The organism is Scandinavium sp., from assembly GCF_036271055.1.
GTDB lineage: Bacteria > Pseudomonadota > Gammaproteobacteria > Enterobacterales > Enterobacteriaceae > Scandinavium.
The window spans coordinates 16,232-41,399 of the sequence record NZ_DATBBJ010000078.1 but is presented as its reverse complement, the minus strand read 5'-3'; the positions used below and the strand labels follow the sequence as shown (position 1 = coordinate 41,399).

Genomic DNA, 25,168 nt, shown 5'->3' with positions numbered 1-25,168 from the left:
TCATGGGTGATCATGATGCCTCGAGGGTTTTATTATTATGTTTTCAACCGACAATTTGAGCGGATGTTTTAAACGAACATCATGTTTATTATTGATGGCTGTAGGAATGATCAGTGGCTGTCAACAAAATGCAAAACCACATTCTCAAATTGAACCGACGATCACTAGTCAGTCAGATTCTCTTAATTCCAGCGCTGTCCCTTCACCCCAGATGGCGGTAGAAGCGCAAGATTCAGGTTCGTCTACTGCTTCCGAAGGTGAAGCCACAACCTGCCAACGACAACTTCTGGCCCTTTCTAAGGTAAATCCGAGCGCTTATGCGCAGAAAAAAGCGGCATTTGATGCATTGCTGAGTAGTGCATCCGTTTACACCGCAGTGCGGGATGACATTGGTTCGCAGACGCGAGGAACAATGGATGCTCTCTATAAATATAAAACTCAAAAGCTTTGCAGCGATATTGAGCAGTCTGTTCGCCAATCTCTGATTAGCCGGGGAGAGAACTTCAAGTGATTAATTTTAGAAAGAACATTTTTTTTTTGCACTTCCCGTCCTGATCAGTGGTGTTGCGGCAAGCAATGTTAGCGCTCGTGATAATCTGGATACTCTTCATTCGTTGGATAGCATTACTTCGCAGTCCAGCGATATTCCTGATTTATTAACAGGGAAAACTATTGACCTTCCGGAACCCGTAACGCAGAAAAGCAGCGTTAAAAAACACACTAAAAAAACCGCGACAACGCATTCTCAAACGAATGTGGAAGGCGCAAATGTGCAAGAGTATGCTGCCTTGCAGAAAGAACTCGCTGAATCACAAAAACAGATCGATAGCTTGCAAGCAAAGTTGCAAAGCACCCAACAGCAGCTTGATGAAAAAAATAAGCAATTGACTACTCTGGGTGCCAAACAAACGGAAGGGCATTCCTCTTCTTCTGCCGAATTGAAGAACCAACTGGCTGATAGTCAGGAACAGCTCACCGCGCTGAAACAGAAAATCACCACCCTCACTGCTGCACAGGTCGCAAGTTCACTCGAACTTGCTTTAGCCAAAACGCGCGACAGTCAGGACGTTATTCAACTGAAGAAACAGCTGGCTAACAGCCAGAATCAGACAACGGCGCTCACTAAGCAGATTGCCAGTCTTAATGCTGCTCAAGAAGCGAATGCCAAAGCGCTGGCCGCTGCGAAAGCGGGCGATTCAGATGTGGTGGCAAAACTCAAACAGTCGTTAAGCCAGAGCCAGACTGAATCCACAACGCTGAAAAAGTCACTGGCAGACAGCCAGGACCAGACAACAGCGCTCACTAAGCAGATTGCCGATCTCAACGCTTCTCAGGAAGCGAATGCCAAAGCGCTGGCCGCTGCGAAAGCAGGCGATTCAGATGCGGTGGCAAAACTCAAACAGTCTTTAAGCCAGAGCCAGACCGAATCCACGACGCTGAAAAAATCCCTGGCAGACAGCCAGAATCAGTCTGCAGTGTTGACCAAACAGGTCGTCGATCTCACCGCCACGCAGGAAGCCAATGCCAAAGCGCTGGCGGTGGAAAAAGCGGGTGACCGCCAGTCGGTTGCCGAGCTCAAGCAAACGTTGACCAAAAGTCAGACTGAATTTGCAGCTCTGCAGAAAACACTGGCCGACACGCAAAATCAGGCCTCTCTGTTGAGTCAACAGGTGACTGTGCTCACCGCCTCGAAAATGACTGACGCCAAATCGCAGGCACAGGCAAAAACGGATACCGATAAAACAATAGCTCAACTTAAAGCATCCCTTGCGGACAGCCAAAACAAGGAGACGGCCTTAAATCAGCAAATTGCCACCCTTACGGCTACCCAGGCGGAAAGTACTAAAGTACTGGTTGATGCTAAAGCGGACGGTAACAAAGCTGTAGCCGATCTGAAACTGGCGTTGGCCGAAAGCCAGAAGCAGCAGGCTGAAACGCTGCAAAAATGGCAGGATGCCAGCACCAAACTGGATGAGCAGAACAAACAAATTACGGTACTGCAAACAGCCAAAAAAACGGCGCCTGCCACAACGAACGCACCTGAGACGAAAGACGAAATACGGGCTTACTCACTGGGTACGCTCTGGGGACAGGAGATTGCCGGGGCCATCGATAAGGTGAAAACCGACGGCATCAAGCTGAATATGCAGCAGGTGACCAGTGGTGTCTCGGACTCGATTAATGGCAGCTTCCGGATCCCGCAGGATAAAATTATCGCTGAGCTGGATGAGCTGAACCAACAGGCTATCGCCCGGACTAAGTCTGCAACGAACTCAGGAAAAGGTAGCGGGAATAAGTATTTAACCGCGTTCAGTAAGAAGGCTGGCGCAAAGCGCGCAGAGATGGGTTATTTCTACATTGTTTCCGCCAAAGGCCAGGGAAAAATCAAAAAATCAGATGTGGTCGCGATTCAGGTCAAAGAGAGCTTGAGCAATGGCACAGTGATTAAAGATATGACCAAAACCGACAAAGTGTTGGCTCTGCCGTTGCAAAACTTCCCTCCGCTGTTCTCCTCGGCAATCGCGATGTTAGGTAATAATGGTAAGCTGACAATGGCTGTGCCGCCGGAGCTGGCCTATGGTGATGAGGGCCGGCCGCCAAAAATTCCACCAGCGTCAACGATGGTGTATGAAATAAGCGTGAAGAACGTGGAAGCGCATTAAATCGATCCGTTTCCCATGAAAAGCCTACCAGAGGCGCCATAAGCGGAGCGGCATGGCGATTCACCGAATAGCAGGCTTGGGCATCTTAACTGCCCCGGCCTTGATGGTCGGAGGCGCTTTGTTATGAATACGCCTCCAGATTACCTCGCAGGTGCTGCAGTCGTTTCCGGATGGTTCCTGTATCGTCGGGCAGGTGGCGACGGGATGGTCACAGAAATTGAGCAACTCATTGAGAAATAGCATAATAAAACGGCTCCCTGTAGTAGAAGTCGTTAGAGTGCCGCAGTTCAGGAACGATTGACCGATCCTGAACTGATCTGCATTGGAGTTTTCCCCCGGCTTTTTTACGCCGATTCCCGCGCGACGAGTTGCCCGGAAAGCGTGATTTTTTGAATTTGCAGTTCGGGTTCTTTCAACTGACGGATAACCAATGTTGCGGCTTGCCTGCCGGTTTCTTCACTGGCGGAGGAGACATAGGTGAACGAAGGGGAAGTGAGATTAACGTGCAGCATATCTTCGAAACCAATCAGCGCCACTTGTTGGGTTAAAAACACGTCTTTGCCAATCGTACGCCCGACCTGATGAATGCCGTTGATGCAGCCAATCATTGCGGCTGGAGAATGACAGAGTAGGGCGGTAATGGTGTTGTTTTTTTCCAGTAGATGGCGCGTGGCGATACTGGCAGCGTGCGTGTCATCGCTGCATGCCGGAGCCGATTCCTCTTTGTAGACCATGCCACTTTGCACCAGCGCGCTGCGAAGCCCCTGCAGTCGTTGCTGGCGAATCAGGCAATCCACCTGCCCGCCGATATAGCCAATGCTGCGATGACCACGTTCAATCAAATAGCGCGTTGCAAGACTTGCCGCCTGACGATTATCGCGCATTACCAGGTTACAGTTCTCTTCCATCAGCGACTGGGAAACGACCACCAGGGGCAAAGGGCACTGACGAATAAGCTCGGGTAAATTGGGGCGTGTTGTGTCTGAGGCGAGATAGATAACGCCTGCGACACCCTGTTGTTTGAATGACAGTAAACAGCGTTCCAGGCTTGCTCCCTCGTCCTGCGGTTGGCCGAGAAACACCATGAAACCCTGTTTCTCCAGTTCCTGAACGACACTTGCCATGACTTTAATGGAAAAACTGTCGCTGAAATCTCGCAGAATAAGGCCAATCAGGTTAGATGTATTGGCGCGAAGGTTGGCGGCGGCGACGTTATGGACGTAGCCGAGCTGAGCAATGGCTGCCTGAACTTTCTCAATGGTGGCGTCGGAAATCTTGCCCTTCTGGCGTAAGACCAGCGAGACGGTGGAGACGGAGACACCCGCCAGTTTCGCCACATCAATAATGCTGACTTTTTTCAAACCTGCTCCCTGAAAAAAACCGCCACAATCAGCCAGATAAACAAACGTCCCCGGCGCATACCGGAGACGTTGGACAGCGTAACATTTTGTACTTATTTGCCAATCATCGTCGACATGGTTTGTGCGATAAATTGTGCTCGGGCGCCAAAAATGACCTGAATACCAGTGTCGCCGACGAACACTACACCGCGAGCGCCGACGGCGTTGAGGCCATCTTTGTCGACGATATCGCTTTTTGCCACTTCCAGTCGCAGGCGAGTGATGCAGGATCCGACGGAGTCGATATTCTGTGCGCCACCGAGCAGGCTGATGATTTCCGTCGCCAGCTCGGTATCGGTCTTGTCGTTCGCATTGGCGGTCACGCTGGTACGACCCGGCGTTTTAACGTCAAAGCGACGGATCACGAAGCGGAAAGTGAAGTAGTAAATCAGCCCCATTGGGATGCCGATAATCACCGCGCTCAGGAAGTTAGTCTGGTAGCCGTTAAATGACGGGAGAATACCGAATGAAAGGTAATCGATAAAACCGGCAGAGAACGATTTGGCGATGTGAGCATGCAGCAGGAACATGGTCATGTATGCCAGACCCGCCATGATGGCGTTGAAGACGTACAGGATCGGCGCCACGAAGATAAAGGTAAATTCAACCGGCTCGGTGATGCCGGTCAGGAAACAGGTCAGCGCCGCAGAGAACAGGATACCCGCCGCGATTTTTTTGTTAGCAGTGTGCGCTTCGTGATACATCGCCAGACACGCCGCAGGCAGTGCAAAGAGCATCAGTGGGAACTCGCCCTGCATGAATTTACCGGCATTCTGATAGCTGTCGCTGCTAAAGGATTTCACGCCTTCTTCCAGCATTTTGAACCAAATAGTCTGGTCGCCATGGATAACCTGACCCGCCTGAGTGGTGTAATCGCCGAACGAGTACCAGAAAGAGGGATACCAGATGTGATGCAGACCAAGCGGAATCAACGCGCGTTCCACCAGGCCAAAGATAAAGGTTGAAGCTGCCTGATTATCACCGTTGACCACAACCGACAGCGCATCAATTCCTGACTGAATGTGCGACCAAATATACGGCAACAACAGGCCCATGATGAACGACAGGAAAGCGGTCGCGATAGCCACAAAGCGCTTGCCGGAGAAGAAGCCGAGGAATTCAGGCAGCTGCATCGAGTGGAAGCGGTTATAACACCAGGCCGCGAGCACGCCGCAAATCAGGCCGCCAAAGACGCCCATCTGCAATGTCGGGATCCCAACGACCATCGCGTATTTCCCGCCCTGCGAGGCCATTTCTGGCGTAATGCTCAGGACAGTACCGATAGTGATGTTGGTAATAAACACCGAAACCGCCGCAGACAGCGCCGCGATGCCAGATTCTGAGGCCAGGCCCACGGCCGAACCGATAGCAAACAGCATTGGGAGGTTGTCGAAAATAACCCCGCCCGCATTCATCATTAACGGTAAATGGAATTTATCACCAAATGCCAGCAGCAAACCGGCTGCAGGCAAAAGTGATATTGGCAGCATCAACGCGCGACCAATCATGGATAGCTTTGACAACGATTTAACAAACCCTGAGAACAGACTCATGCTGCTTTCCCCCGACCTGAGACCCTGAGATGCACTGATTGCGTGCTGTTGTTGTAAGTAGAACGTTTTAGTAGAACGTTCTACTTATCGTCTGGGAATCGATTGAAACGCGCAACTTAAATTTCACATTTGCTCAGAGGAAATGATGATTCTTTGAAGTGGATCGATAATTAGAGGTGATAGTGATGCGGGTAAATCAGAGGGAATAAACCCGACAAACGCAGCGTTGTCGGGTGATACAGGGCCGAAGAGGAAAACTCCGGCCGGGTAGCGTTATCTTAAGCTGTTACGGTAATGCTCTGTCCGGCAAAGGTCACGATCTGACCGGCAACGATTTTGCAGCGTTTACGGGTTTCAATCTCGCCATCAACACGCACCAGACCGTCAGCGATAACGATTTTTGCTTGCGCACCGCTTTCGCTCCAGCCTTCGAGTTTCAGCAGATCGCACAGTTCAACATGCGGATGTTTGCCAAGGGAAAAAGTGGCCATTCTTATACGTCCTCTACATCATGATATTCTTCACACGCCTGCAGCGTGTTCTGGATAAGGGTTGCTACGGTCATCGGGCCTACGCCGCCTGGAACCGGGGTAATATACGACGCGCGCGCAGCGGCATCGTCAAAAATCACATCGCCGACCACTTTCCCGCTTTCGAGACGGTTAATACCGACATCGACCACAATCGCGCCTTCTTTGATCCACTCGCCGGGAATAAAGCCCGGTTTGCCCACGGCAACGACCAGCAGATCGGCATTTTCAACATGCTGACGCAGGTTTTTGGTGAAGCGATGGGTCACGGTGGTGGTGCAGCCCGCCAGTAACAGTTCCATGCTCATTGGACGGCCGACGATATTGGAGGCGCCGATGATCACCGCATTCAGCCCGTAGGTGTCGATATTGTAACGCTCAAGCATCGTCACGATACCGCGCGGCGTACAAGGACGCAGACGCGGTGCGCGCTGGCACAAACGTCCGACGTTATACGGATGAAAGCCATCAACGTCTTTGTCGGGAGCAATGCGCTCAAGCACTTTGACGTTATCAATGCCCGCAGGCAAGGGAAGCTGAACCAGAATACCGTCGATGGTGTCGTCAGCGTTCAGGGTGTCGATAAGTTCCAGCAGCTCGGCTTCAAGCGTGGTTTCCGGCAGATCGTAAGAGCGGGAGATGAAGCCCACTTCTTCGCACGCTTTGCGTTTACTGCCGACATAAATTTGCGACGCAGGATTGCTGCCGACCAGCACGACGGCCAGTCCAGGGGCGCGTTTTCCGGCGACAATACGCGCCTTCACTTTTTCCGCGACCTCAGAGCGTACCTGCTGCGCAATCGTTTTACCGTCAATAATCTTTGCTGCCATCAGAGAGAAGATTCCGTCTGTCGAATTCGAAAAGGGGGATGCGCATATTTTGGCAGAAGCCGGGCGTGATGTCAGTCACCGTTTACGTTTTTCTGCCGCGACTGAGGGCACGGCTGGCAAAAATCCCTCCATAAACTAAGCCTTTTCTATTTAATTGCTCTTTATGGGGTTATTTCCTAATGCTTATTAGGACGAGACTGAACGATATCGCAGCGTTTATACGTATTTTATATCAGGTTAATTGATTAATTTAGCGCTACTGCTGCGGGAGTTAATTCCGTTCAGTGTTGAAGGAACGACGAAACTTATTTTCGGATAGTTTCTTCGCCGTAAATAATAAAATTAATTTTCAAGGAATAATCATGAAAGTGAGTAAAATCGCTGCGTCTCTGGTAGCTACTTTAGGTTTGGTTGTTAGCGCGGCTAATGCCGATACGGTTACTGTTAATGGCGGTAATGTGCATTTTAAAGGGGAACTGGTCAACGCGGCTTGTGCTGTGAGCACGGATTCTTCTAACCAGACAGTTGAACTGGGTCAGTACCGCACGGCATCCTTCGCCAAAACGGGCGATACCTCGGCAAAAATCCCGTTCAACATTGTGCTGAATGATTGCGACCCAACGGTTGCCGCGACCGCTGCTGTGGCCTTTACCGGTCAGGTAGATGCAAAAGACAACACGCTGTTGGCCGTGGTTTCCGGCGATAACGCGGATACCGCAGCCGGTGTCGGTATTGAGATCATGGACAACACTTCCGCCACGCTGTCACCAAACGGAAGCGTCTTCTCTGCCGCGCAAAATCTGGTGGAAGGCACTAACACCCTGCATTTCAGCGCACGTTACAAATCCACCGCAGACACCACTGAACCCGGTCAGGCTAACGCTGACGCCACGTTCGTTATGAAATACGAATAAGCTGCCGCCACGCTCAGGATGAGGATCGCCTCAGGGATGAGGTACATTTTCAGATACCCGGGAACAGATAATGATAAGGAAGTTGTCGCCACTGGCATTGATGGTCATCGCTGTTTTACCCGCCTTCGCCCACACGGTAGTAGTGGATGGTGGACGCGTACAACTGCGCGGCGAACTGGTCAACAGCGCTTGCGTCGTGGCGCCCGAAAGCCAGGATCTGCGAGTGGAAATGGGCCAATACCGCAGCAACACCTTCGGCGATGTGGGGAGCTATTCCACCGTAACCGTCCCGTTTACCCTCCGTCTTGTTGAGTGCCGCCGAGATATCGCAAGTCAGGTGGGGGTCAGCTTTCAGGGTCTGAGCCCGACGGAAGATCCGCAGGTTTTTGTAGCGTCAGCACCTGCCAGCGGTATGCCAGGCGAAAGTGGTTTGGGGCTCGCGTTATTCGATAATCAACAGCAGTTAATAATCCCCAATGCATCACCGAATCGTTATTTACCGATAACCAGCGAAGAAATGACTTTTCATTTTAGTGCCCGTTATCGCGTTATTTCATTGCCACTGGTGCCAGGCAATTTACTCACCGATGTCTGGTTTACCCTCGTTTATCCGTAAATATCAGACGGTTTCAGAAAATAAGAAAACAGGTAAATGAGTTATGACTCACTTCATCAATAAAATAATTTTACTGTCTCTGCTATTTTTCACGGGCGCATTGCCTGCACAGGCGGCGGGCGGTATTGCGCTGGGCGCAACACGTGTGATTTACCCGGCGGATGCCAAACAGACTTCGTTGGCGCTGAGCAATAGTAATAAGCAGGAACGCTATCTGATCAATGCGTGGATAGAAAATACCGCCGGTCAGAAAGAGAAAACCTTCGTCATCACACCCCCGCTGTTTGTCAGCGAGCCCAACAGTGAAAACACTCTGCGTATCATCTACGCCGGGCCCGTGCTGGCGGCCGACAGAGAATCCTTATTCTATCTGAACGTGAAGGCGATCCCGTCGCTTGATAAAAAGAACGGTGACAGCAATAACGTTTTGCAGCTGGCGATACTTTCACGCATCAAGCTGTTTGTGCGGCCTCAACATTTAGAGATGCAGCCCGCGCAGGCACTCGAAAAACTGGCGTTTACGCGTAAGGGCGCGGCAATCAACATCAGTAATCCATCGCCGTATTACGTTACGCTGGTCAATTTAAATTTGGCAGGCAAAAAGCTTGATAACGTCATGATAGCGCCCAAAAGCAGCGCTTCGGTGACGGTATCTTCCGGGGCGCAGGGCGCGTTGAGCTGGCAGAGTGTGAATGACTATGGCGCCATCACTCCGGCTCGCCGTGTGAATTTGTAATGAACGTTCTCAAGCCTCGTCTGCCGCGTCTTAGTATGCTGACACTCGCGTTGTCCGGCGTTTCGCTGGTGTCGGGCGCGCAGGCGGAAAGTTACTTTAATACGTCGTTTTTATCGGATGATGCGGCAAGCGTCGCGGATTTGTCGCGTTTCGAAAAAGGATATCAGCAGCCCGCCGGGGTTTATCGCGTTGATGTCTGGCGTAACGATGAGTTTATCGGCTCACAGGATTTGGCCTTTAAACCTGCAGAAGGCACCCAGCCTGCGGCGGGCGGATTAGCGCCTTGCCTGACGCCTGCGCTGCTCAAACGTCTTGGGGTCAATACGCTGGCGTTTCCCGCGCTCGCGAAAGTGGACAAAGAGACCTGCGTCGAGCTGGAAAAAGCGATTCCCGGATCAGAGATAGCCTTTGATTTTGCTGCGTTGAAGCTGCATATCAGCCTGCCACAGGTGGCGATGTTTAACAGCGCGCGCGGCTATATCCCCCCGGAAGAGTGGGATGAAGGCATTCCGGCGCTGCTTGCCAACTACAGCTTTAGCGGCAATCGCGGCAGCGACGACGACAGCTATTTTTTGAGTCTGACCAGTGGCCTGAACTACGGGCCGTGGAGACTGCGCAACAGCGGCACCTGGAGCTATTCCAACAACAATAACCAAAAAGAAAACACATGGCGCAACGTCGCGACCTGGGCGCAGCGCTCGATTGTGCCGTGGAAAAGCGAACTGGTCCTCGGCGATAACAACACCGGGAGCGATGTGTTCGATAGCGTCGGTTTTCGCGGGGCGCGCTTGTATTCGTCCGACAACATGTACCCTGACAGCCTGCAAGGCTTTGCGCCAACGGTACGCGGCATCGCCCGTACGCCAGCCAAAATTACCATTCGCCAGAATGGCTATGTCGTTTATCAAAGCTACGTGCAGAGCGGGGCGTTTGCGATTAGTGATCTCAACCCGACCTCATCAAGCGGCGACCTCGATGTGACGGTGGACGAAAAAGACGGCAGTCAGCAGCGCTATACCGTGCCTTACTCCTCCGTTCCGTTGTTACAGCGTGAAGGACGCTGGAAGTACGACCTGGTCGCCGGGGATTTCCGTTCAGGTAACGATCAGCAAGACACGCCGTTTTTTGCTCAGGGCACGCTGATCACCGGCCTGAACGGTGGGTATACGATTTACGGTGGCACGCAACTTTCAGAAAATTACACGTCACTGGCTATTGGTCTCGGGAAAAATCTTGGGGATTGGGGCGCGGTATCCGTGGACATCACGCAAGCGCGCAGTCGGCTGGTGGATGACAGCACCCACGAAGGACAATCGCTGCGTTTCCTGTACGCAAAATCGCTCAACACTTTCGGCACCAACTTCCAGTTGCTCGGCTATCGCTATTCGACCAAAGGCTTCTTCACGCTCGACGACACCACGTGGAAGCACATGAGCGGCTATCAGTACAGTGATAAAAATAACGATGGCGGCGTGCCGGACATCATCAGCTACCACAACCTGACACAGAATAAAAAAGGGCGCTTCCAGGTCAATATCTCGCAGTCGCTGGCGGATTACGGCTCGCTGTATCTCTCCGGGAGCGAACAAACGTACTGGGGCTCGGACGACACCAACACCTGGTATCAGGTCGGGTATTCCGGCGGTTGGCGCGGAGTGAGCTACGCGTTGTCGATGTCGTGGAACCGTTCGATTGGCATTCCAGGGACTGACAGGATCGCGTCATTCAACTTGTCAGTGCCGTTCAGCGTGTTTAACAACGGCGCGGAACGCCGAAATTCTGCTTTTGATCGGGCGTATGCCACGGTTTCCGCCAGTCGCAACAGTGATGGTGACGACAGCTGGCAGAGCGGTATCAGCGGGACATTGCTCGACGGCAACAACCTCAGCTACAGCGTAACGCAGGGCAATGCCAGCGGTCGCGGTTATACGGGCAGCGCTAGCGCCAACTGGCAGGCTACTTACGGCACGCTCAGCGGCGCGTACAACTACGACCGCGATCAGCACGCCCTCAACTGGCAGGCATCGGGCGGCATTTTAGCTCACGCCGATGGCATCACGTTCAGCCAACCGTTGGGTGATACCAACGTGTTGATCAAAGCACCGGGCGCGAGCGGAGTCAGCATCGAAAACCAGACCGGAGTGAAAACCGACTGGCGCGGTTATGCGGTGATGCCGTACGCCACGGTATATCGCTATAACCGAATTGCTCTCGACACGAACACCATGAGCAACAGCACTGACGTGGAGAACAACGTCAGCAGTGTGGTGCCGACGGAAGGGGCCGTGGTGCGCGCAGCGTTCGATACTCGCATCGGTGTGCGGGCATTAATTACCGTGCGTCGCGGCACGCAGCCGGTGCCGTTTGGTGCCATCGTTCGCGAAACAGCGAGCGGAGTAACCAGCATGGTCGGCGACGACGGACAAATCTATTTAAGTGGTTTACCGCTCAGCGGTGAGCTGTTGATTCAGTGGGGCGAAGGGCCTGGCGCGCAGTGTCGCGCTCGCTATTCGCTGCCCGAAAAGAGCCTGCAACAGGCGATCACGCTCACGGAGGTTCGCTGTGATCAATAAACGCCTTTCCATTTTACTGCTCGCCTGCGCGATGATATCTACATCGGCCTGGGCCACCGTTTGCCGTAATGAAAATGGTGTGGCCACGGATGTGTATTACGATTTGACCGATACCTTCACCAGCGCCAATAACCAGGTGGGGCAAACGGTGACCCTCAGTCAAAAATCGGGTTGGGTGGGCGTAAATGCTGTTTGCCCAAGCGGCACCACCGGCACGACCACCAAACGCAGTTATGTGACATCTTTCCCGATTACCAGTACCGAAGGGAATTTCAAGTACCTGAAACTCAATGAGTATCTCGATGGCGCGATGCAGATAACCGACAGTTATGCGGGCGACTTCTGGCCGCCAGTCAATTATATACAGATGGGCTCACACCCCAATGTGCCGAAACAAAAAGCGTTTCCGGTGAATGATTCAAAGCTCATTTTCCGCCTGAAAGTCACCCGGCGTTTTATCAATATGGTGGTTATCCCTAAACAGACCATGTTTAACGTTTATGTCACCACAACCAGCGGCGACCCGCTGACCACGCCGGTTTACACCATCAGCTACAGTGGGACGATAAATGTGCCGCAGACCTGTGAAATCAATGCTGGCACCGTCGTGCAGTTTGATTTCGGTGATATCGGCGCATCGCTGTTTAGTCAGGCCGGGGCAGGCAATCGCCCGGCAAGCGTACCGGCGCAGCAGAAAACCATTGCTATCAAATGCACCAACGTGGAGTCACAAGCGTATCTCACCATGCGCGTGGAAGCGGAAAAGACCCAGGGCAACGCGATGGTCTCTGATAATCCCGATCTGGGGTTTATTGTGGCTGACAGCAGTGGCGCACCGCTAACGCCCAATAACATCAACAGCAAAATTCCATTTCGTCTGGATGCCAGTGCTCAGGCGCTGGTGGGGATCCGCGCGTGGCCAGTCAGCATTACCGGCAACAAACCGGCGGAAGGCAAATTTACGGCCCGAGGCTATCTGCGAGTGGATTATGACTAAGAGCGTATTGATGAAATCAGCCCGTCTTTCACTGGCGCTATTTACCGCAATGTGGGGGAGTGGCCCGGCGAATGCCGAAAACGCACTCGGCGAAATCAATATCGAGCTTTTCGGTAACGTGGTGGATTACAGCTGCGTGGTGGAGGCGGGTGACAGTGATAAGTCTGTCGAGCTGGGGCGCTGGGCGACGAAACAACTGCGCAATGCTGGCAGTACAACGTCCGTTATTCCGTTCACACTCAGTCTGACCGGCTGCCCGCCGGGGTCGGCGTCCATCACTTTTGCGGGTAAAGCCGATGACAGTGATCCTTCATTACTTGGCCTGAATGCCGGCAGTCAAGCCAGTCGGGTGGCGGTTGAAATCCGTGATGCTGACCGGAGTCGACTGCCCTTGCAGCAGGCAAGTCGTGAAGTGGCAGTGGATGCATTGGGTAATGCGACGCTTCAGTTTTACGCGAACTATATTGCTACAGCGGATAATCCTCAGCCAGGAAAGGCAGATGCGGATGCCACTTTTACGATTAATTACAATTAAGAGAAAGACATCACTCCGGATATTTTATCGGGAGTGATTAACTCTCTTAAAGCAGTTCGTGAGCTTTGGCGTAGTCGATCAATTCAACAATGGTATGCACGCCAAGTTTAGAGAAAATATTTGATTTGTGCGCGCTGATTGTTTTGTTGCTGAGCAACAGGTGATCGGCGATTTCTTTATTTGTCAGACCATTGACCAGATGGCGCAATACCGTCACCTCACGGTTTGAAAGTGGCATCTCGTTCAATTCCCCACGGCGTGAGGAAGGGTTGCTGAGGAAGTTCAGTGTATCTGATGGGAAAAATGAATAACCGTTTAACAACATTTCCACCGCTTTATAGATGTCATTATGATCTTTTCTTTTGCTGACAAATCCATTCGCACCGGCACGAATAGCTCGCCCGGCATAATAATTTTCAGACTTTGAAGATAAAAATAAAACCTTAGTTTGAGGGTTGATGTCGTTAATCCGCTTAAGAAGTGAAAACCCATCTGTTCCAGGCATTTCAATGTCAACAATGACCAGGTTGACGTTGTTTTTTCGCAAGTAATCAATGACTTCCATTCCGTTTCCTGACTTCATTACGACGCGAATATCGCTGTTCTTTTGCAGCAGAACCTCTATCGACATCCTCACGATAGGTTGCTCATCCATAATAACAACGGAAGCAGGTTTCATTTTCTAGTCCTCAGATTATGTATACAGTTATGCTGAGTTCGGAAAGAACTCCATCACCAGTGCCAGATCTCATCTGCGTTGTTTTGACATGCCCGTAATAACGCCAAATCGTAGCGCTATGGGCAAATTATAAAACACGATCCAGCTATCAATTCGGTCATGCGTAAAAATGATGGAAGGCATCAGGTAAGCCTGATATTTAGTTGTTTTCTATCCTGGAGTGATTAATTTTACCTTTTGGGGATATCCCTAAGGTTGCCTCCGTTAAAATATTATTTGCAGACGATCTGTTTATCCATTTTGTTATTAATCTCAACGCTGTCGATTATACCGTGTAACTTTCCAGGAAAAAGCCTGAGATTATGACAATTGGCTTTACTAATTATTATGTTCTGCATGGGATCAACCAGGAATTTTCTTTCGGGGTGAATTTCTGCGGTTTGCCGGTTTGCTGATGCTAACTCTTTATGTAATAGCAAAAAACGAAATAAGTCACTGCTTGTTGTAGGGTTGTTAAATTTTTTGCACATTATGATGTGAGGGCATAAGAGAAGCTGGCGGGAAAAAATTCAGTCTGAAGAGTAAGTTAACAACAAAACCGCGCCGGTAACGTATTTTGCGGAGCTTTCACTCGTAACTCGTTTGCTGCCCTTGCTTGTTGGTAATGAGAGCAAAACTCTGTCGGTGAGCTCACATTATACTCGAGTATTTCACCTGAATGGACGGAGTAAACTCTTTTGAGTAGCAGTAAATTCCGTCTTTTATAAAGAAATTGGCTATTCATTTTGCGTTGTCGATTTAACTAAGAATAGTTTTAATTGTTTGTTTTTGGTTAAAAATTTACCCTTTCTTAACGCTTTTTTAAGTAATTTCCTAATGAAAGTCAGGGCTTCAACAGGTTATCCCGCATGATGATAGGTATGGATCGCATTGACGCGTTGCAACAGGCGAAGCAGTTGCTGGCGATGGTTTAGTCGAAGAAGGGACAACACGCAACCGACGCGATAGATGACTCTGTGATAGGGCCGTATTTGCAGGCGCGCAATATGGCACAGTGAGTGTCCTTGAGACATGAGCATCAGTACACTCCACTCTTTGGCTTTGAATAATCGCGGGAACGCCGCGCGCGTTTGCCCTTGAAATTGCAATGCATCGCGGGCTTGTAGCAGCGCCAGCCGTTTATCAATAATTCGACAGTGACAGGCGGTCTGTAAAAACTGCAACGAATCGGCATCACTGACGCTCGTCATCAATGCTATGTCCATCGCCGGGTGGCGTTGTTGTAAATTTCGCAATCTGTCCAGAAGTGCCACGATGGGCAGATTCCAGCCCTCAAGATCGACTATCAGGCACATCGGCAGTGTATGGCAAATGGCATTCAACGCCGCATCGATATCCTCATAGATACGGCACAGGCACAGCGGCATAGGGCTGTAGCGAACACCAAAGGCCAGGTAGCGATTGCGAGTCACCAATATACGATAGTCGCAATACCGCACTGTGTGGTTAAGTAATTCACTCCGTTCAACCAGGGCGTTATGCGGCAAAGGCAGCGCGTGGCCCTGAAAATCCATGATATTCCGGCGTCGCCTTTCTCTGCGTAGTATCACGCGCATCGTTTCCCTCCCTGCACGTACGGCAATCGCTTATGGCCTCTCTGTTTGGTATCGGCATAAGCAGAGAAATGTTGCCTGGTTTGTGACGGGCAACGTCTGGTGCGATGGTTTTTCCCCATCGCTGTATGACAGGTTTCATTGTTGGCACAAGGAAAATCTGAAGGTACCAGGCGTTGCTTAAACCGTAGCCGGATTTTTCGTAGAGGAAGGGCAGATGAGAGCGAGTGTTTAAGGTTTAATCAGTTAAGGACGCGGTTTTGGGCGTATCCGTGAAGAAGGAGGCTTTGAGGGCGAAAGCCATTGACTCACCAGCCTTTGACCGTATAATTCCAGGCGTTCCACACCGCGAAGTTCATCTTCTCAGTGCGCCCTTAGCTCAGTTGGATAGAGCAACGGCCTTCTAAGCCGTAGGTCACAGGTTCGAATCCTGTAGGGCGTACCATTATTTATCAATAAGTTACGCCAATTTTAAACCAGTCTGATTTTCCCCTTGTGTCGTATTTGTGTCTTTAAGACCAAAAATCTCGTCAATTTTACGTGCGTGCACGGTCAGATGGTTCGGTGCCAGCTGAGCGTATCGACGAACCATTTCGATGGACTCCCATCCTCCCATTTCCTGTAATACAGAAAGTAGAACTCCTGATTGAATTAACCAGCTCGCCCAGGTATGTGTTAAATCGTGAAACCGAAAGTCTTCTATTCCCGCTTTATTTAAACCAGCCTTCCATGCGTTATTATCGTCGACACGCATTTTCCTTATTGCTGGCGTCAATGATTTATCAGGCCGATGCTTTGCCGTGGTGTGAACAAATAGCCAACGCAACCGAACGCGCTAAACAAGACACGGGGCGTAAGTCTATGGCGGCAGTCGCCACCACGCCCGCACAGAGCGAAATAACCAGCAAACCGCCGAGTTTGTACCTGGTGACGCGCATCAATACCCCGGCAGACTTCCCGGAGGTGGCGCGGTTGTTGCGCTCGCCACGCAAACGGAACTGGAAGCAATGCGCAATCAAATCAAAGATGAAAATATACGCGGAAATTAACGCCGCTGGCATACACTTTAATAATACTTAATCCCCTATTAACTTCTTGTTAATTGTTTGAATTCTTAAATAATTATTTCAAAATAAATATCATGATATAGATCATTAAAATGTTAATTATTTATGTTTGTTCATTCATTATATGATGACAATGTTAATTCAATTAACTGAAATGGAGTTTTAGGAAATGGCAATTCCAGCGTATATGTTCCTTAAAGATGATGGTGGCGCGGATATTAAAGGTTCCGTAGATGTTCAGGGCAGAGACGGAAGTATTGAAATTCATACGTTTGGGCATTCTTTAAGTATTCCTACTGATGATCGTACAGGGAAGTTAACTGGTACGCGTGTTCATGGCGCAATGATGGTAGAGAAGGATTTTGACTCGTCCAGTCCTTATCTTTATAAAGCGGTTGCGACTGGGCGAAAATTAAAATCAGCTGAAATTAAATGGTATAAAATCAACGACGCAGGACAGGAAGTTGAATACTTCAACATGTATTTAGAGGGGGTTACAGTCGTCTCTGTGAATCCATCCATGATTAGGCATGAAAAAATTAACCATGTCGAGCATGTAGCATTACGCTATGAACGTATCACATGGAAATATGTTGATGGTAACGTGCAGTATACTGATTCATGGAACGAGCGGGCGAAAGCATGACAGAAGTAACGGCAGATATATTGTGGAGTGTCGCTAGACACTTCTTACACAAAGAGAGTTTGCTCAACTCTCAGACTCGTAATATGCACGCCATCGCGCCACATCTAAATCATTGGTTTACTGTATATAATATCAATACAGATTTGCGTATTGCTCACTTTTTGGCGCAGGCATGTGTTGAAAGCAACAATTTTGGTCAGATGACAGAAGTTCCCGCGCATGGAGGGGTAGAATATGATGCGGGTACAAGAATCGGTAAAACATTGGGAAATACAGAAAAAGGTGATGGGCCGAAGTTTATCGGTAGGGGACTGTTTGATTTAACGGGGCGTTATAATTATCAACAGTTTAGCGATGCGTTTGATAAAGATTATGTAGAGCACCCGGAAGCAGTTTCAAACAATCCTTACGTCGCTGTAAAAGCTGCATGTTATTTCTGGGATATAAAAAAGCTAAATACTTATGCCGATGATGATGACATAGATAAAATAACTCATGTTATTAATGGTGGGGTTAATGGTTTAGCCGATAGAAAAGCTGCATTAAGGCGGGCCAAACACGCATTGGAGATAAAATGAATAAGAGTATTGTTTGTGCAGTTGTACTCACGCTGTTTAGTTGTGGTGCAAGTGCTAAAATATCGTCTGTACAGTGTAAAGATAAGGCGCTAAAGGAGGCGTCTAAACTTTTAGCATTTTATAGCGAAGGCGATGATAGGGCCACTATTGATGACAAGGTAACTCCATTGGCCCAAATTAAAAACCCGCAAAACAATAAGCAGATTTTTGATGTTCTAGAAATATGGGGTTATATCTTTAAAGGGAAGTATCGAATTCGAATTATTTATGCATCTAACCTTGATTGTGCTTTGATGGGTGAGGAAATTTTAGAATACGCAGATTTATAACCTATGACCTATAAATTAAGCACCTTGAATTATAAGGGTGCTTTTTTTTGCCAGTTTTGGCTATACCCCAACCCAACAGTTTGCGCATTAACAAGGAGCGGCACGACACCACTCCTTCAGAGCATCAGGTCTTAGGGAAAATCCAGACGTGTTTTTCGGGTAACGACAGATGGCAATGCTTCGGATCGAGCACTTCATTACCGTAGGCGCGGATGACAAAATCATCGCCAGAAGTGCGGAACAGATATTCCCAGCGGTCACCCAGATACATGCTGGTCAGCAGCGGCAGTTCAAGCTGATTTTCACCAGGACCCTCAACCAGTGCGACGCGCTCGACACGAATAATTGCCGTGCCTTCATTACCGGGTTGTACGCCTTCCCCGGCGAGCCCCCACAGCGCCCAACCGCTTCCTTCAATCCGCGCTTTGCCGTCGCGCACTTCAGTCACTTTGCCATGCAGGCGGTTATTACTGCCCATAAATTCTGCAGTAAACAGCGTTTTCGGTGAGCCATACATTTCCTGCGGCGTTCCCTGTTGTTCAATTTTTCCGTTGTTGAGCAGCAGAATGCGGTCGGAAATTGCCATTGCTTCATTCTGATCGTGCGTCACCATCAGCGCGGATAAACCGAGTTTGATGATCAGTTCGCGCAGGAAGACGCGCGCTTCTTCACGCAGTTTGGCGTCCAGATTGGAGAGCGGCTCATCAAGCAGGATCACCGGCGGGTTATAAACCAGCGCCCGGCCAATGGCCACGCGCTGCTGTTGCCCACCGGAAAGCTGATGCGGGTGACGTTTGCCCAGATGCCCAAGCCCGAGTTGATCTAACACGGCTTGTACCCGCTGAGTTATCTCTTTCGTCGCCACTTTGCGCAGCTTCAGTGGGTAGGCCACGTTTTCAAACACGGTTTTGTGCGGCCACAGCGCATAAGACTGAAACACCAGCCCGAGGTTACGCTCTTCGGCAGGAACTTCACTGCGCGGCGTGCCGTCGTACACTTTGTTATTACCGAGCGTAATCGAGCCTTGTGTGGGTTTTTCCAGGCCCGCGACGGCGCGCAATAACGTGGTTTTTCCGCTGCCGGATGGTCCAAGTAAGGAGACGACTTCACCGCGTTTCAGATTCATGGCAACGCCTTTCAATACCGGATTGTCGCCATAGGTTAAATGCAGGTTTTCGACCGTTAATTCAATCATGTAATTTAACTCCAAAACGAAGGGCAATCCCCAGGCCAACCACCACCAACAGGATGTTAATAAAGGAGAGCGCTGCCACGATATCAATCGCACCGGCCGCCCACAGGGATACCAGCATTGAGCCAATGGTTTCGGTCCCCGGTGAAAGCAGATACACGCCCGTTGAATATTCGCGTTCAAAAATCAGGAACATCAGCAGCCATGAGCCGATAAGTCCGTAGCGCGACAAAGGTATGGTTACGTGTCGGGTGATTTGCCCCCGCGTTGCCCCTGCGCTGCGCGCTGCTTCTTCCAGTTCTGGCCCCACTTGCAGCAGCGTTGAGGAGATAAGGCGCAGGCCATAGGCCATCCACACCACGGTGTACGCCAGCCAAACGCTGAAAATGGTGCTGCGCAATGAACGTAGCCAAACGATCAGATTATCGCGCAGCCACTGCGACCACGGCATGCCGGACAGCCAGCCAGATTTGAGGGCATTATCCAGCCACATTGGCAGGAACAGGAACACCCAGAGGAAGGCCAGACCCGCGAGCAGGCCAGGCACCGCGCGCGGCACCAATACGCTGTAATCGAGAAAACGGGTGGTGTTATCGGGTTTGCGGTGCATAGCAATGCCTACAAACAGATAACACCCAACCGCCAGCGCGCCGCCGAAAACGCCAATCGCCATCGAGTTGACGATGGCACGCAGCAGGTTAGGCTGCGCCCAGATAGTGCGGAAGGTGTCGAGCGAGAGTTGATCCCAGACCGACACGCCGACGCCCCAATTTGAAATAAAGGCGCGCAGAACCACGCCCATCAGCGGAACGCCAATGGTTACAGTCAGCCAAAAAGCCACCACGGCACCGGCAACCCAGCGCCATTTCCCCAACGGCAGCGCGCGGGCCTGCGAGGCTTTGCCTTTGACGGTCACAAAACGGTTGGCGGTGCGCATCAGACGGCGTTGCAGCATAACCAGCGGGATGGTGATGCAAATGAGCACCACGGCGACGGCGGCCATCAAATGGTACGACGGCGTGCCGAGTTTGTTGGTGAGCTGATAGAGATAGGTCGCCAGCACCATGTTGCCTTCCGGATCGCCCAACACCAGCATCAGGCCGAACACTTCCAGTCCGAGGAAAAACAGCAACACAATGGCGTACAGAATCGACGGCCTGACCATCGGCAAACTGACGGCGGTCATGACCTGTAACGGTGAGGCCCCGGCAATACGCGCGGCTTCTTCCACATCGGAACCGACACTGCGTAGCGCGGAAGAAATATACAAATAAGCGTGCGGCACGTGGGTCAGACCGGCGATCACCACGATGCTCGACATGTCATAAATATTCCACGGGACGAAGCCAATCAGGGATTGCGCCCACAGCGAAAAGAACCCCACCGGACCTGCGGCGACCACATAACCAAACCCCAACACCATCGGCGAAACAAAAATAGGCACGAGGATCAGCGGTTCAATCAGCCGTCTGCCGGGCAAATCGGTGCGCACCATCAGAAACGCAAGAATACCGCCGAGCGGAATAGCGATAGCCACCAGGCCGAAGGCGAGAATAAACCCGCTTTTAAGCGCTTTATAGAAATCAGGATCGGTAAAAATGAACCCAAAGGATTCAAGACTCCACTCTTTTGATGGGGAAAAGAAGGGAGCGGAAAGGAAACTCTGTATCACGATGAATGACAGCGGGGTGTAAATAACCAGCGCGGTTATGAGCACGACGATGCCACGTGGCAGGCTTTGCCACTTTCTTTGTAATGTACGCATGTGACTTCCCGTCAGTCAGGGAGCATGAAAGCTGAATCAGTTAAAAGAAGGCTATTTACCCAAAATCATTCAAGTTGCAGGCAGGCGGCAAAGGACCGAGTCCCGATGAGCTTACTTAAGTAAGCTCATCGGGCGAGGGAGCGCAGCCAACGCACCTGCAGCTTGAAGGATGAAGGGTAAATTATTTAGCCGCGGCTTCGCGCCATTGCTTGATGTAATCCAGGCGTTTTTTCGGCTGTAAATATTCCAGCAAAGTTTCGTCCACCGGGATCGGCTTCAGCGCCTTGCCTAACATTTTGGTCATGCCGTCGATATCATTTTTGCCTTCGATATCGTTACGAATGGACGGGATATCCGCCTGATTAGCGAGAATGCTTTGCCCTTTCTCAGACAACACGTAATCCAGCCACAGTTTCGCGGCGTTGCTGTTTTGCGCCTGTTGGCTGATGAAGGAAACGCGCGACAGCACCAGGGTGTAGTCCTTCGGATAGGAAATGCCTAACGACGGATCGGTTTTCGCGCGCGCTTCCGCATAAGAGCCAAGGATGTTGAAGCCGATAAGGTTTTCGCCTGAGGAAACTCGCTCCATCATGGTTCCAGTGGAGGACTGCACGGCTAAACCGCCTTTGGCAACGTCTGCCAGCGTTTTAAAGTAGTTAGGGTCGGCTTTGAAATCCTGAACGGACAGCATGAAGCCCAGACCGGATTTTTCGATGTCGTAGGTGGTGACTTTGCTCTTAAATTTGTCGCTCTGACCGGCAATCAATTTTGCCAGCGCCGCATGAGAATCAGGAACTTCACCAGCCGGGATCAGGCGTTTGTTGTAGATAAACACCACTGGCTCGTATGTCGTGCCGTAGGCTTTGCTCTGCCAAATCGCCCATTTCGGCAGTTGGCCCTGCTCAGGGGATTTATACTCCTGAGCGTAATCGGTGGCGAGTTTCAGCGCGGTGTCCATTGAAGAACTCCAGACCACATCACCGCTGCCGCCGCCGGCAGCTTGTTCGCTGATATATCGGTTGTACAGTTCGGTACTGTTCATGTCGTTGTATTCGACTTTAATGCCCGGATAGGTTGCTTCAAAACCTTTTATCAACGGCCCGGCGGCTTTGGTGTCCGTCGTGGAGTACACCACCACCTTGCCTTCTTTGGTCGCGGCATCGACGATTTTTTGATAGTCCGCCGGATAACCCTGCGGCAGGGCAGAGATGGCCGAGGACGACATGAGAACAGCAGCAGAAATCAGAGAGATGCGGAATGTGTTCGACATAATAATTAACCTTTTAGTTACACTTGAGGAACTAAAAGTCAACATAGCCTATGGGGTTTGGCAGGCAATAGGGGGACGACAGCGCTGTGCATGAAGTGTGATTGTTGGCGTTATTTATGCAATTAACACCATAGAATCCGCGAAAAGTGTGCGAACCGCGGAATCGTTTTCAGCGGATTATTCCGTATCAGTCCGTTTTCGGTAAAGTCGTCTTGGATGCCCAATATTGCCATACTGGATCTCAATCCCGATAAACCCGATCTCCACGCAATATTCGAGATAGCGACGGCACGTTGTTTTGCTGATGCCCACGTCTTCAACCACCTGTTCCACTGACCAGAAGTTGTCCGGGTGATCAATAAACACCTGCTTAACGCGTTCAAGCGTTGAGGGTTCAATGCCCTTCGATGACGGCGCGGATATGGCCTCACCAGCGGGTAAGTTAAACAGTTTATCCAGCGCATGTTGATCCACCACTTTGACCTGCCGCAGCGTGTGAACCAGCAACATAAAGCGCTCCAGCGACGCACGCAGACGCTGGAAGAAGACGGGTTTAATCAGGTAGTCAAACGCGCCGCTGCGCATGGCGTGGCTACAGGTTTGCATGTCACTGGCGGCGGTGATGAAAATAACGGAACACTCAAAACTTTTGAGCAACGGGCTGTCGATTAATTCCACGCCTTGACCGTCTGGCAAATAGTTATCGAGCAACACCAAACGTGGCTGGTGCTGGCTCAACAGGGTTCGGGCTTGTTCCAGTGTGGCGGCGATCCCGACCACACGCAGATGAAAATTCTGCTCGATAAACTCGCGGTGCAATTCAGCCAGATGTGGCTCGTCCTCAACAATAACAACTTTAAGCGCGCCGGTATCAGTCATGGGCGTGTCCTGTTAGCGGAGTTTTCTGGAACGGGATGAACACCGTAAAAAGCGCGCCCTGCGGCGTATTGTCAGTGATTTCAATGCTGCCACCGGCCTGATGAATATAACTGGCGACCAGATATAAACCGATGCCGTGATCCGGTTTTTCCCACGCGTCCGGATCAGTCGGTTTGGTGGTCACTCCCTGTTCGAAGATCTGCTGTTTCATCGCGTCGTCCACGCCGCAACCTCTGTCGGCCACTTCGATCACCAGCTCCTGATTTCGGTCTGAAATGTAGATCTCAACGGGCGACGAACGTTCTGGCGTGTTCAGCGTGGCATCGACAGCATTGTCCACTAAGTTACCGATGACGGACATCAGTTCGGTTTCGCTGAGCCCAGCAGGAATACGGGTGAGCTGGCAGGCCGGGTCGAAAATAAGCTCAATACCTTTTTCGCGTGCGCTGACATATTTTCCCAGCAGCAATCCGCACAGCGCGGGTGAAGCGAACTGTGCGGAGACAAAATCCAGCACCTTTTGCGCCCCTTCGGATTGCGCGTGAATATAACGCATCGCGTCGTCATAGCGTTGCATTTGCAACAACCCTACCAGTGTCGCAGTCCAGTTCAGTTGTTCATGACGCATAATGCGCAGATTATCGGCGTAGTGCGTCACCTGGCTTAACTGGCTGCTAAGGGTGTTTATGTCGTTTTTATCGCGGAAGCTGAACACCCAGCCGTTGTCTGCGCCAGGTTCAACTTTGATCGCCACGCGGTTGACGATCACCTGCCGTTGATTCAACACGGTGATCCAGTCGTGATGACGACTGTTTTCGTTGTGCGCATCGTGACTAAAAAAAGTGGGCGGGATTTGCATGACGTCTTCCAGCGGCTTGCCGAGTAACGCTTTTTCGCTTTGATGTATATCCAGTATTTCTCTTGCTGCACGGTTAATTAAAATCAGCTGCTTTTGTGCGTTCACCGCGAATACGCCTTCGTACATTGCTTCCAGCAGGGCTTTTTGTTGCAGCACCAGTTGGGCGATATCTTTGGGTTCAAGCCAGAACATCTGCTTTTTGAGCGCTCGGGTAAATATCCACGAAAAAGCAAACAGCATCAGTAATAAAGCCAGACCGTATAAACCGGACTGCCAAAGCAAACGGGCATTCACATTGGCGATATAAGAGGTGAGATAACCGACGGAGACAATGCCGATCACGTTGCGGTTGGCGTCGAAAATGGGTGCTTTGCTGCGCAACGAAACGCCTATCCCGCCTTTGCGCATCGAAATAATGGTTTTGCCTTTCAGCACCTCAGCGTTATCGCCGCCGATCATCGGTAAATTCAGGCGCTCCGGGGATTCGGAATGGAAGAGATGCTTTTCTTGCGTATCACCGATCACGATATAACTCGCGTCACTTTGCGCGCGCAGCGGCTGAATTAATGCCGCAATACCCGCAATATCTCGCTGCTCCACTTTTTCCGCAAGGCCCGGCATCAACGCTATTTCGCTCGCCTGCACGCGGGCGCGTTGACCCAGATCGTGATGAAGCTGGCGGTCGATAAAATGGAACAACAATGCGCCCAGCAACAATAGAAGCAGGCAGGAAAAGACCACCAGAGACAGAAATAGCTTCACCTGAAAAGGCAATCGGGGCTTCATACGACCTGTGATGAAAGGGCCAGATATAAACGTTTGAAGAGACTAGCACGTGAAAATCAGGGCTTAAATTGGGGCAATGCAGAGTTGTGAACTGGCTACATTCTCTGTTTATTCATGGAGAGAAAAGATGCGCAAAGCGGGGGCACTTCGCGCATTGC

Annotated in this window: 23 protein-coding genes, 1 tRNA gene and 1 pseudogene; 12 read left to right on the top strand and 13 right to left on the bottom strand. The window is 50.8% G+C overall.

Features of this window, described 5'->3' with window-relative positions; genetic code table 11:
• The first annotated feature begins 37 nt into the window (after positions 1–37).
• Both VH187_RS16805 and VH187_RS16800 read left to right on the top strand, forming a co-directional pair.
• Entirely contained in the window at positions 38–511 is a 474-nt protein-coding gene (locus tag VH187_RS16805) for a hypothetical protein (RefSeq protein ID WP_329702602.1), read from the top strand.
• 259 nt (positions 512–770) lie between these two features.
• The gene (locus tag VH187_RS16800; RefSeq protein WP_329702601.1) at positions 771–2,663 is read left to right on the top strand and encodes an FKBP-type peptidyl-prolyl cis-trans isomerase; all 1,893 of its coding nucleotides are present in this window, start codon (positions 771–773) and stop codon (positions 2,661–2,663) included.
• A 344-nt stretch (positions 2,664–3,007) separates the two neighbouring features.
• Here VH187_RS16800 and malI read toward each other — a convergent pair whose 3' ends face one another.
• The 4 genes from malI to folD form a co-directional block, all read right to left on the bottom strand.
• A complete protein-coding gene (gene malI, locus VH187_RS16795) occupies positions 3,008–4,024 on the bottom strand; it encodes a Mal regulon transcriptional regulator MalI (RefSeq protein ID WP_329702600.1) in 1,017 nt (338 codons plus the stop codon).
• A gap of 92 nt (positions 4,025–4,116) precedes the next feature.
• The gene (locus VH187_RS16790) at positions 4,117–5,616 is read right to left on the bottom strand and encodes a PTS transporter subunit EIIC (RefSeq protein ID WP_329702599.1); all 1,500 of its coding nucleotides are present in this window, start codon (positions 5,614–5,616) and stop codon (positions 4,117–4,119) included.
• Positions 5,617–5,894: 278 nt separating this feature from the next.
• The gene (ybcJ, locus tag VH187_RS16785) at positions 5,895–6,107 is read right to left on the bottom strand and encodes a ribosome-associated protein YbcJ (protein ID WP_329702598.1); all 213 of its coding nucleotides are present in this window, start codon (positions 6,105–6,107) and stop codon (positions 5,895–5,897) included.
• Between the two features lie 2 nt (positions 6,108–6,109).
• Positions 6,110–6,976: a bifunctional methylenetetrahydrofolate dehydrogenase/methenyltetrahydrofolate cyclohydrolase FolD gene (gene folD / locus VH187_RS16780; RefSeq protein WP_329702597.1), complete on the bottom strand. Its 867-nt coding sequence runs from the start codon at positions 6,974–6,976 to the stop codon at positions 6,110–6,112.
• 362 nt (positions 6,977–7,338) lie between these two features.
• Here folD and fimA point away from each other — a divergent pair, with 362 nt between their 5' ends.
• The 6 genes from fimA (at position 7,339) to sfmF (ending at position 13,347) form a co-directional block, all read left to right on the top strand.
• Positions 7,339–7,890 carry a type 1 fimbrial major subunit FimA gene (gene fimA / locus VH187_RS16775; RefSeq protein ID WP_329702596.1) on the top strand — a complete coding sequence of 184 codons (552 nt, stop codon included), beginning with the start codon at positions 7,339–7,341 and terminating at the stop codon, positions 7,888–7,890.
• A 70-nt stretch (positions 7,891–7,960) separates the two neighbouring features.
• Positions 7,961–8,506, top strand: coding sequence for a type 1 fimbrial protein subunit FimI (fimI, locus tag VH187_RS16770; RefSeq protein ID WP_329702595.1), 546 nt, complete (start codon positions 7,961–7,963; stop codon positions 8,504–8,506).
• A gap of 43 nt (positions 8,507–8,549) precedes the next feature.
• Positions 8,550–9,242 (top strand): type 1 fimbria chaperone FimC, encoded by a 693-nt coding sequence (gene fimC, locus VH187_RS16765; RefSeq protein WP_329702594.1) that lies wholly within the window; start codon positions 8,550–8,552, stop codon positions 9,240–9,242.
• A 35-nt stretch (positions 9,243–9,277) separates the two neighbouring features.
• Complete coding sequence (locus VH187_RS16760) at positions 9,278–11,815, top strand: fimbrial biogenesis usher protein (protein WP_329702780.1); 2,538 nt, start codon at positions 9,278–9,280, stop codon at positions 11,813–11,815.
• A 31-nt stretch (positions 11,816–11,846) separates the two neighbouring features.
• Entirely contained in the window at positions 11,847–12,812 is a 966-nt protein-coding gene (fimH, locus tag VH187_RS16755) for a type 1 fimbria D-mannose specific adhesin FimH (RefSeq protein WP_414713984.1), read from the top strand.
• 49 nt (positions 12,813–12,861) lie between these two features.
• A complete protein-coding gene (gene sfmF / locus VH187_RS16750) occupies positions 12,862–13,347 on the top strand; it encodes a fimbria assembly protein (protein WP_414713983.1) in 486 nt (161 codons plus the stop codon).
• 46 nt (positions 13,348–13,393) lie between these two features.
• Here the strand turns inward: sfmF and fimZ are convergent, their stop codons facing one another.
• Positions 13,394–14,026: a fimbria biosynthesis transcriptional regulator FimZ gene (fimZ, locus tag VH187_RS16745; protein ID WP_329702592.1), complete on the bottom strand. Its 633-nt coding sequence runs from the start codon at positions 14,024–14,026 to the stop codon at positions 13,394–13,396.
• An 899-nt stretch (positions 14,027–14,925) separates the two neighbouring features.
• Entirely contained in the window at positions 14,926–15,600 is a 675-nt protein-coding gene (locus tag VH187_RS16740; protein WP_329702591.1) for a hypothetical protein, read from the bottom strand.
• Positions 15,601–16,007: 407 nt separating this feature from the next.
• On the opposite strand from VH187_RS16740, the gene VH187_RS16735 reads away from it, so the two are divergent.
• Positions 16,008–16,084, top strand: a tRNA-Arg gene (locus tag VH187_RS16735).
• A 15-nt stretch (positions 16,085–16,099) separates the two neighbouring features.
• Here the strand turns inward: VH187_RS16735 and VH187_RS16730 are convergent.
• Together VH187_RS16730 and VH187_RS16725 are read right to left on the bottom strand one after the other, a co-directional pair.
• Positions 16,100–16,462, bottom strand: a pseudogene (locus VH187_RS16730) (tyrosine-type recombinase/integrase); the annotation flags it as partial.
• Complete coding sequence (locus VH187_RS16725; RefSeq protein WP_329702590.1) at positions 16,422–16,700, bottom strand: hypothetical protein; 279 nt, start codon at positions 16,698–16,700, stop codon at positions 16,422–16,424. The gene VH187_RS16725 and the pseudogene VH187_RS16730, both read right to left, overlap by 41 nt.
• Before the next feature lie 175 nt (positions 16,701–16,875).
• Between VH187_RS16725 and VH187_RS16720 the strand changes: the two genes are divergently transcribed.
• Genes VH187_RS16720 through VH187_RS16710 form a run of 3 tightly spaced genes read left to right on the top strand, consistent with a single transcriptional unit; the run spans position 16,876 to position 18,259 of the window.
• Positions 16,876–17,352: an Hcp family type VI secretion system effector gene (locus VH187_RS16720; protein ID WP_329702589.1), complete on the top strand. Its 477-nt coding sequence runs from the start codon at positions 16,876–16,878 to the stop codon at positions 17,350–17,352.
• A complete protein-coding gene (locus VH187_RS16715; RefSeq protein WP_329702588.1) occupies positions 17,349–17,930 on the top strand; it encodes a glycoside hydrolase family 19 protein in 582 nt (193 codons plus the stop codon). Before VH187_RS16720 ends, VH187_RS16715 begins: the two co-directional genes overlap by 4 nt.
• Positions 17,927–18,259 carry a hypothetical protein gene (locus VH187_RS16710; RefSeq protein WP_329702587.1) on the top strand — a complete coding sequence of 111 codons (333 nt, stop codon included), beginning with the start codon at positions 17,927–17,929 and terminating at the stop codon, positions 18,257–18,259. Before VH187_RS16715 ends, VH187_RS16710 begins: the two co-directional genes overlap by 4 nt.
• 124 nt (positions 18,260–18,383) lie before the next feature.
• On the opposite strand, the gene VH187_RS16705 is transcribed toward VH187_RS16710, so the two are convergent.
• The 5 genes from VH187_RS16705 to VH187_RS16685 all read right to left on the bottom strand — a co-directional run bounded on the left by VH187_RS16705 (position 18,384) and on the right by VH187_RS16685 (position 25,010).
• The gene (locus VH187_RS16705; protein ID WP_329702586.1) at positions 18,384–19,454 is read right to left on the bottom strand and encodes an ABC transporter ATP-binding protein; all 1,071 of its coding nucleotides are present in this window, start codon (positions 19,452–19,454) and stop codon (positions 18,384–18,386) included.
• Positions 19,447–21,216 (bottom strand): ABC transporter permease, encoded by a 1,770-nt coding sequence (locus tag VH187_RS16700; protein ID WP_329702585.1) that lies wholly within the window; start codon positions 21,214–21,216, stop codon positions 19,447–19,449. Before VH187_RS16700 ends, VH187_RS16705 begins: the two co-directional genes overlap by 8 nt.
• 181 nt (positions 21,217–21,397) lie before the next feature.
• Positions 21,398–22,486: an ABC transporter substrate-binding protein gene (locus VH187_RS16695; RefSeq protein WP_329702584.1), complete on the bottom strand. Its 1,089-nt coding sequence runs from the start codon at positions 22,484–22,486 to the stop codon at positions 21,398–21,400.
• Between the two features lie 177 nt (positions 22,487–22,663).
• The gene (locus VH187_RS16690) at positions 22,664–23,365 is read right to left on the bottom strand and encodes a response regulator (RefSeq protein ID WP_329702583.1); all 702 of its coding nucleotides are present in this window, start codon (positions 23,363–23,365) and stop codon (positions 22,664–22,666) included.
• A complete protein-coding gene (locus VH187_RS16685; protein WP_329702582.1) occupies positions 23,358–25,010 on the bottom strand; it encodes a sensor histidine kinase in 1,653 nt (550 codons plus the stop codon). The genes VH187_RS16690 and VH187_RS16685 overlap by 8 nt, the downstream gene beginning before the upstream one ends.
• Between the last annotated feature and the right edge of the window lie 158 nt (positions 25,011–25,168).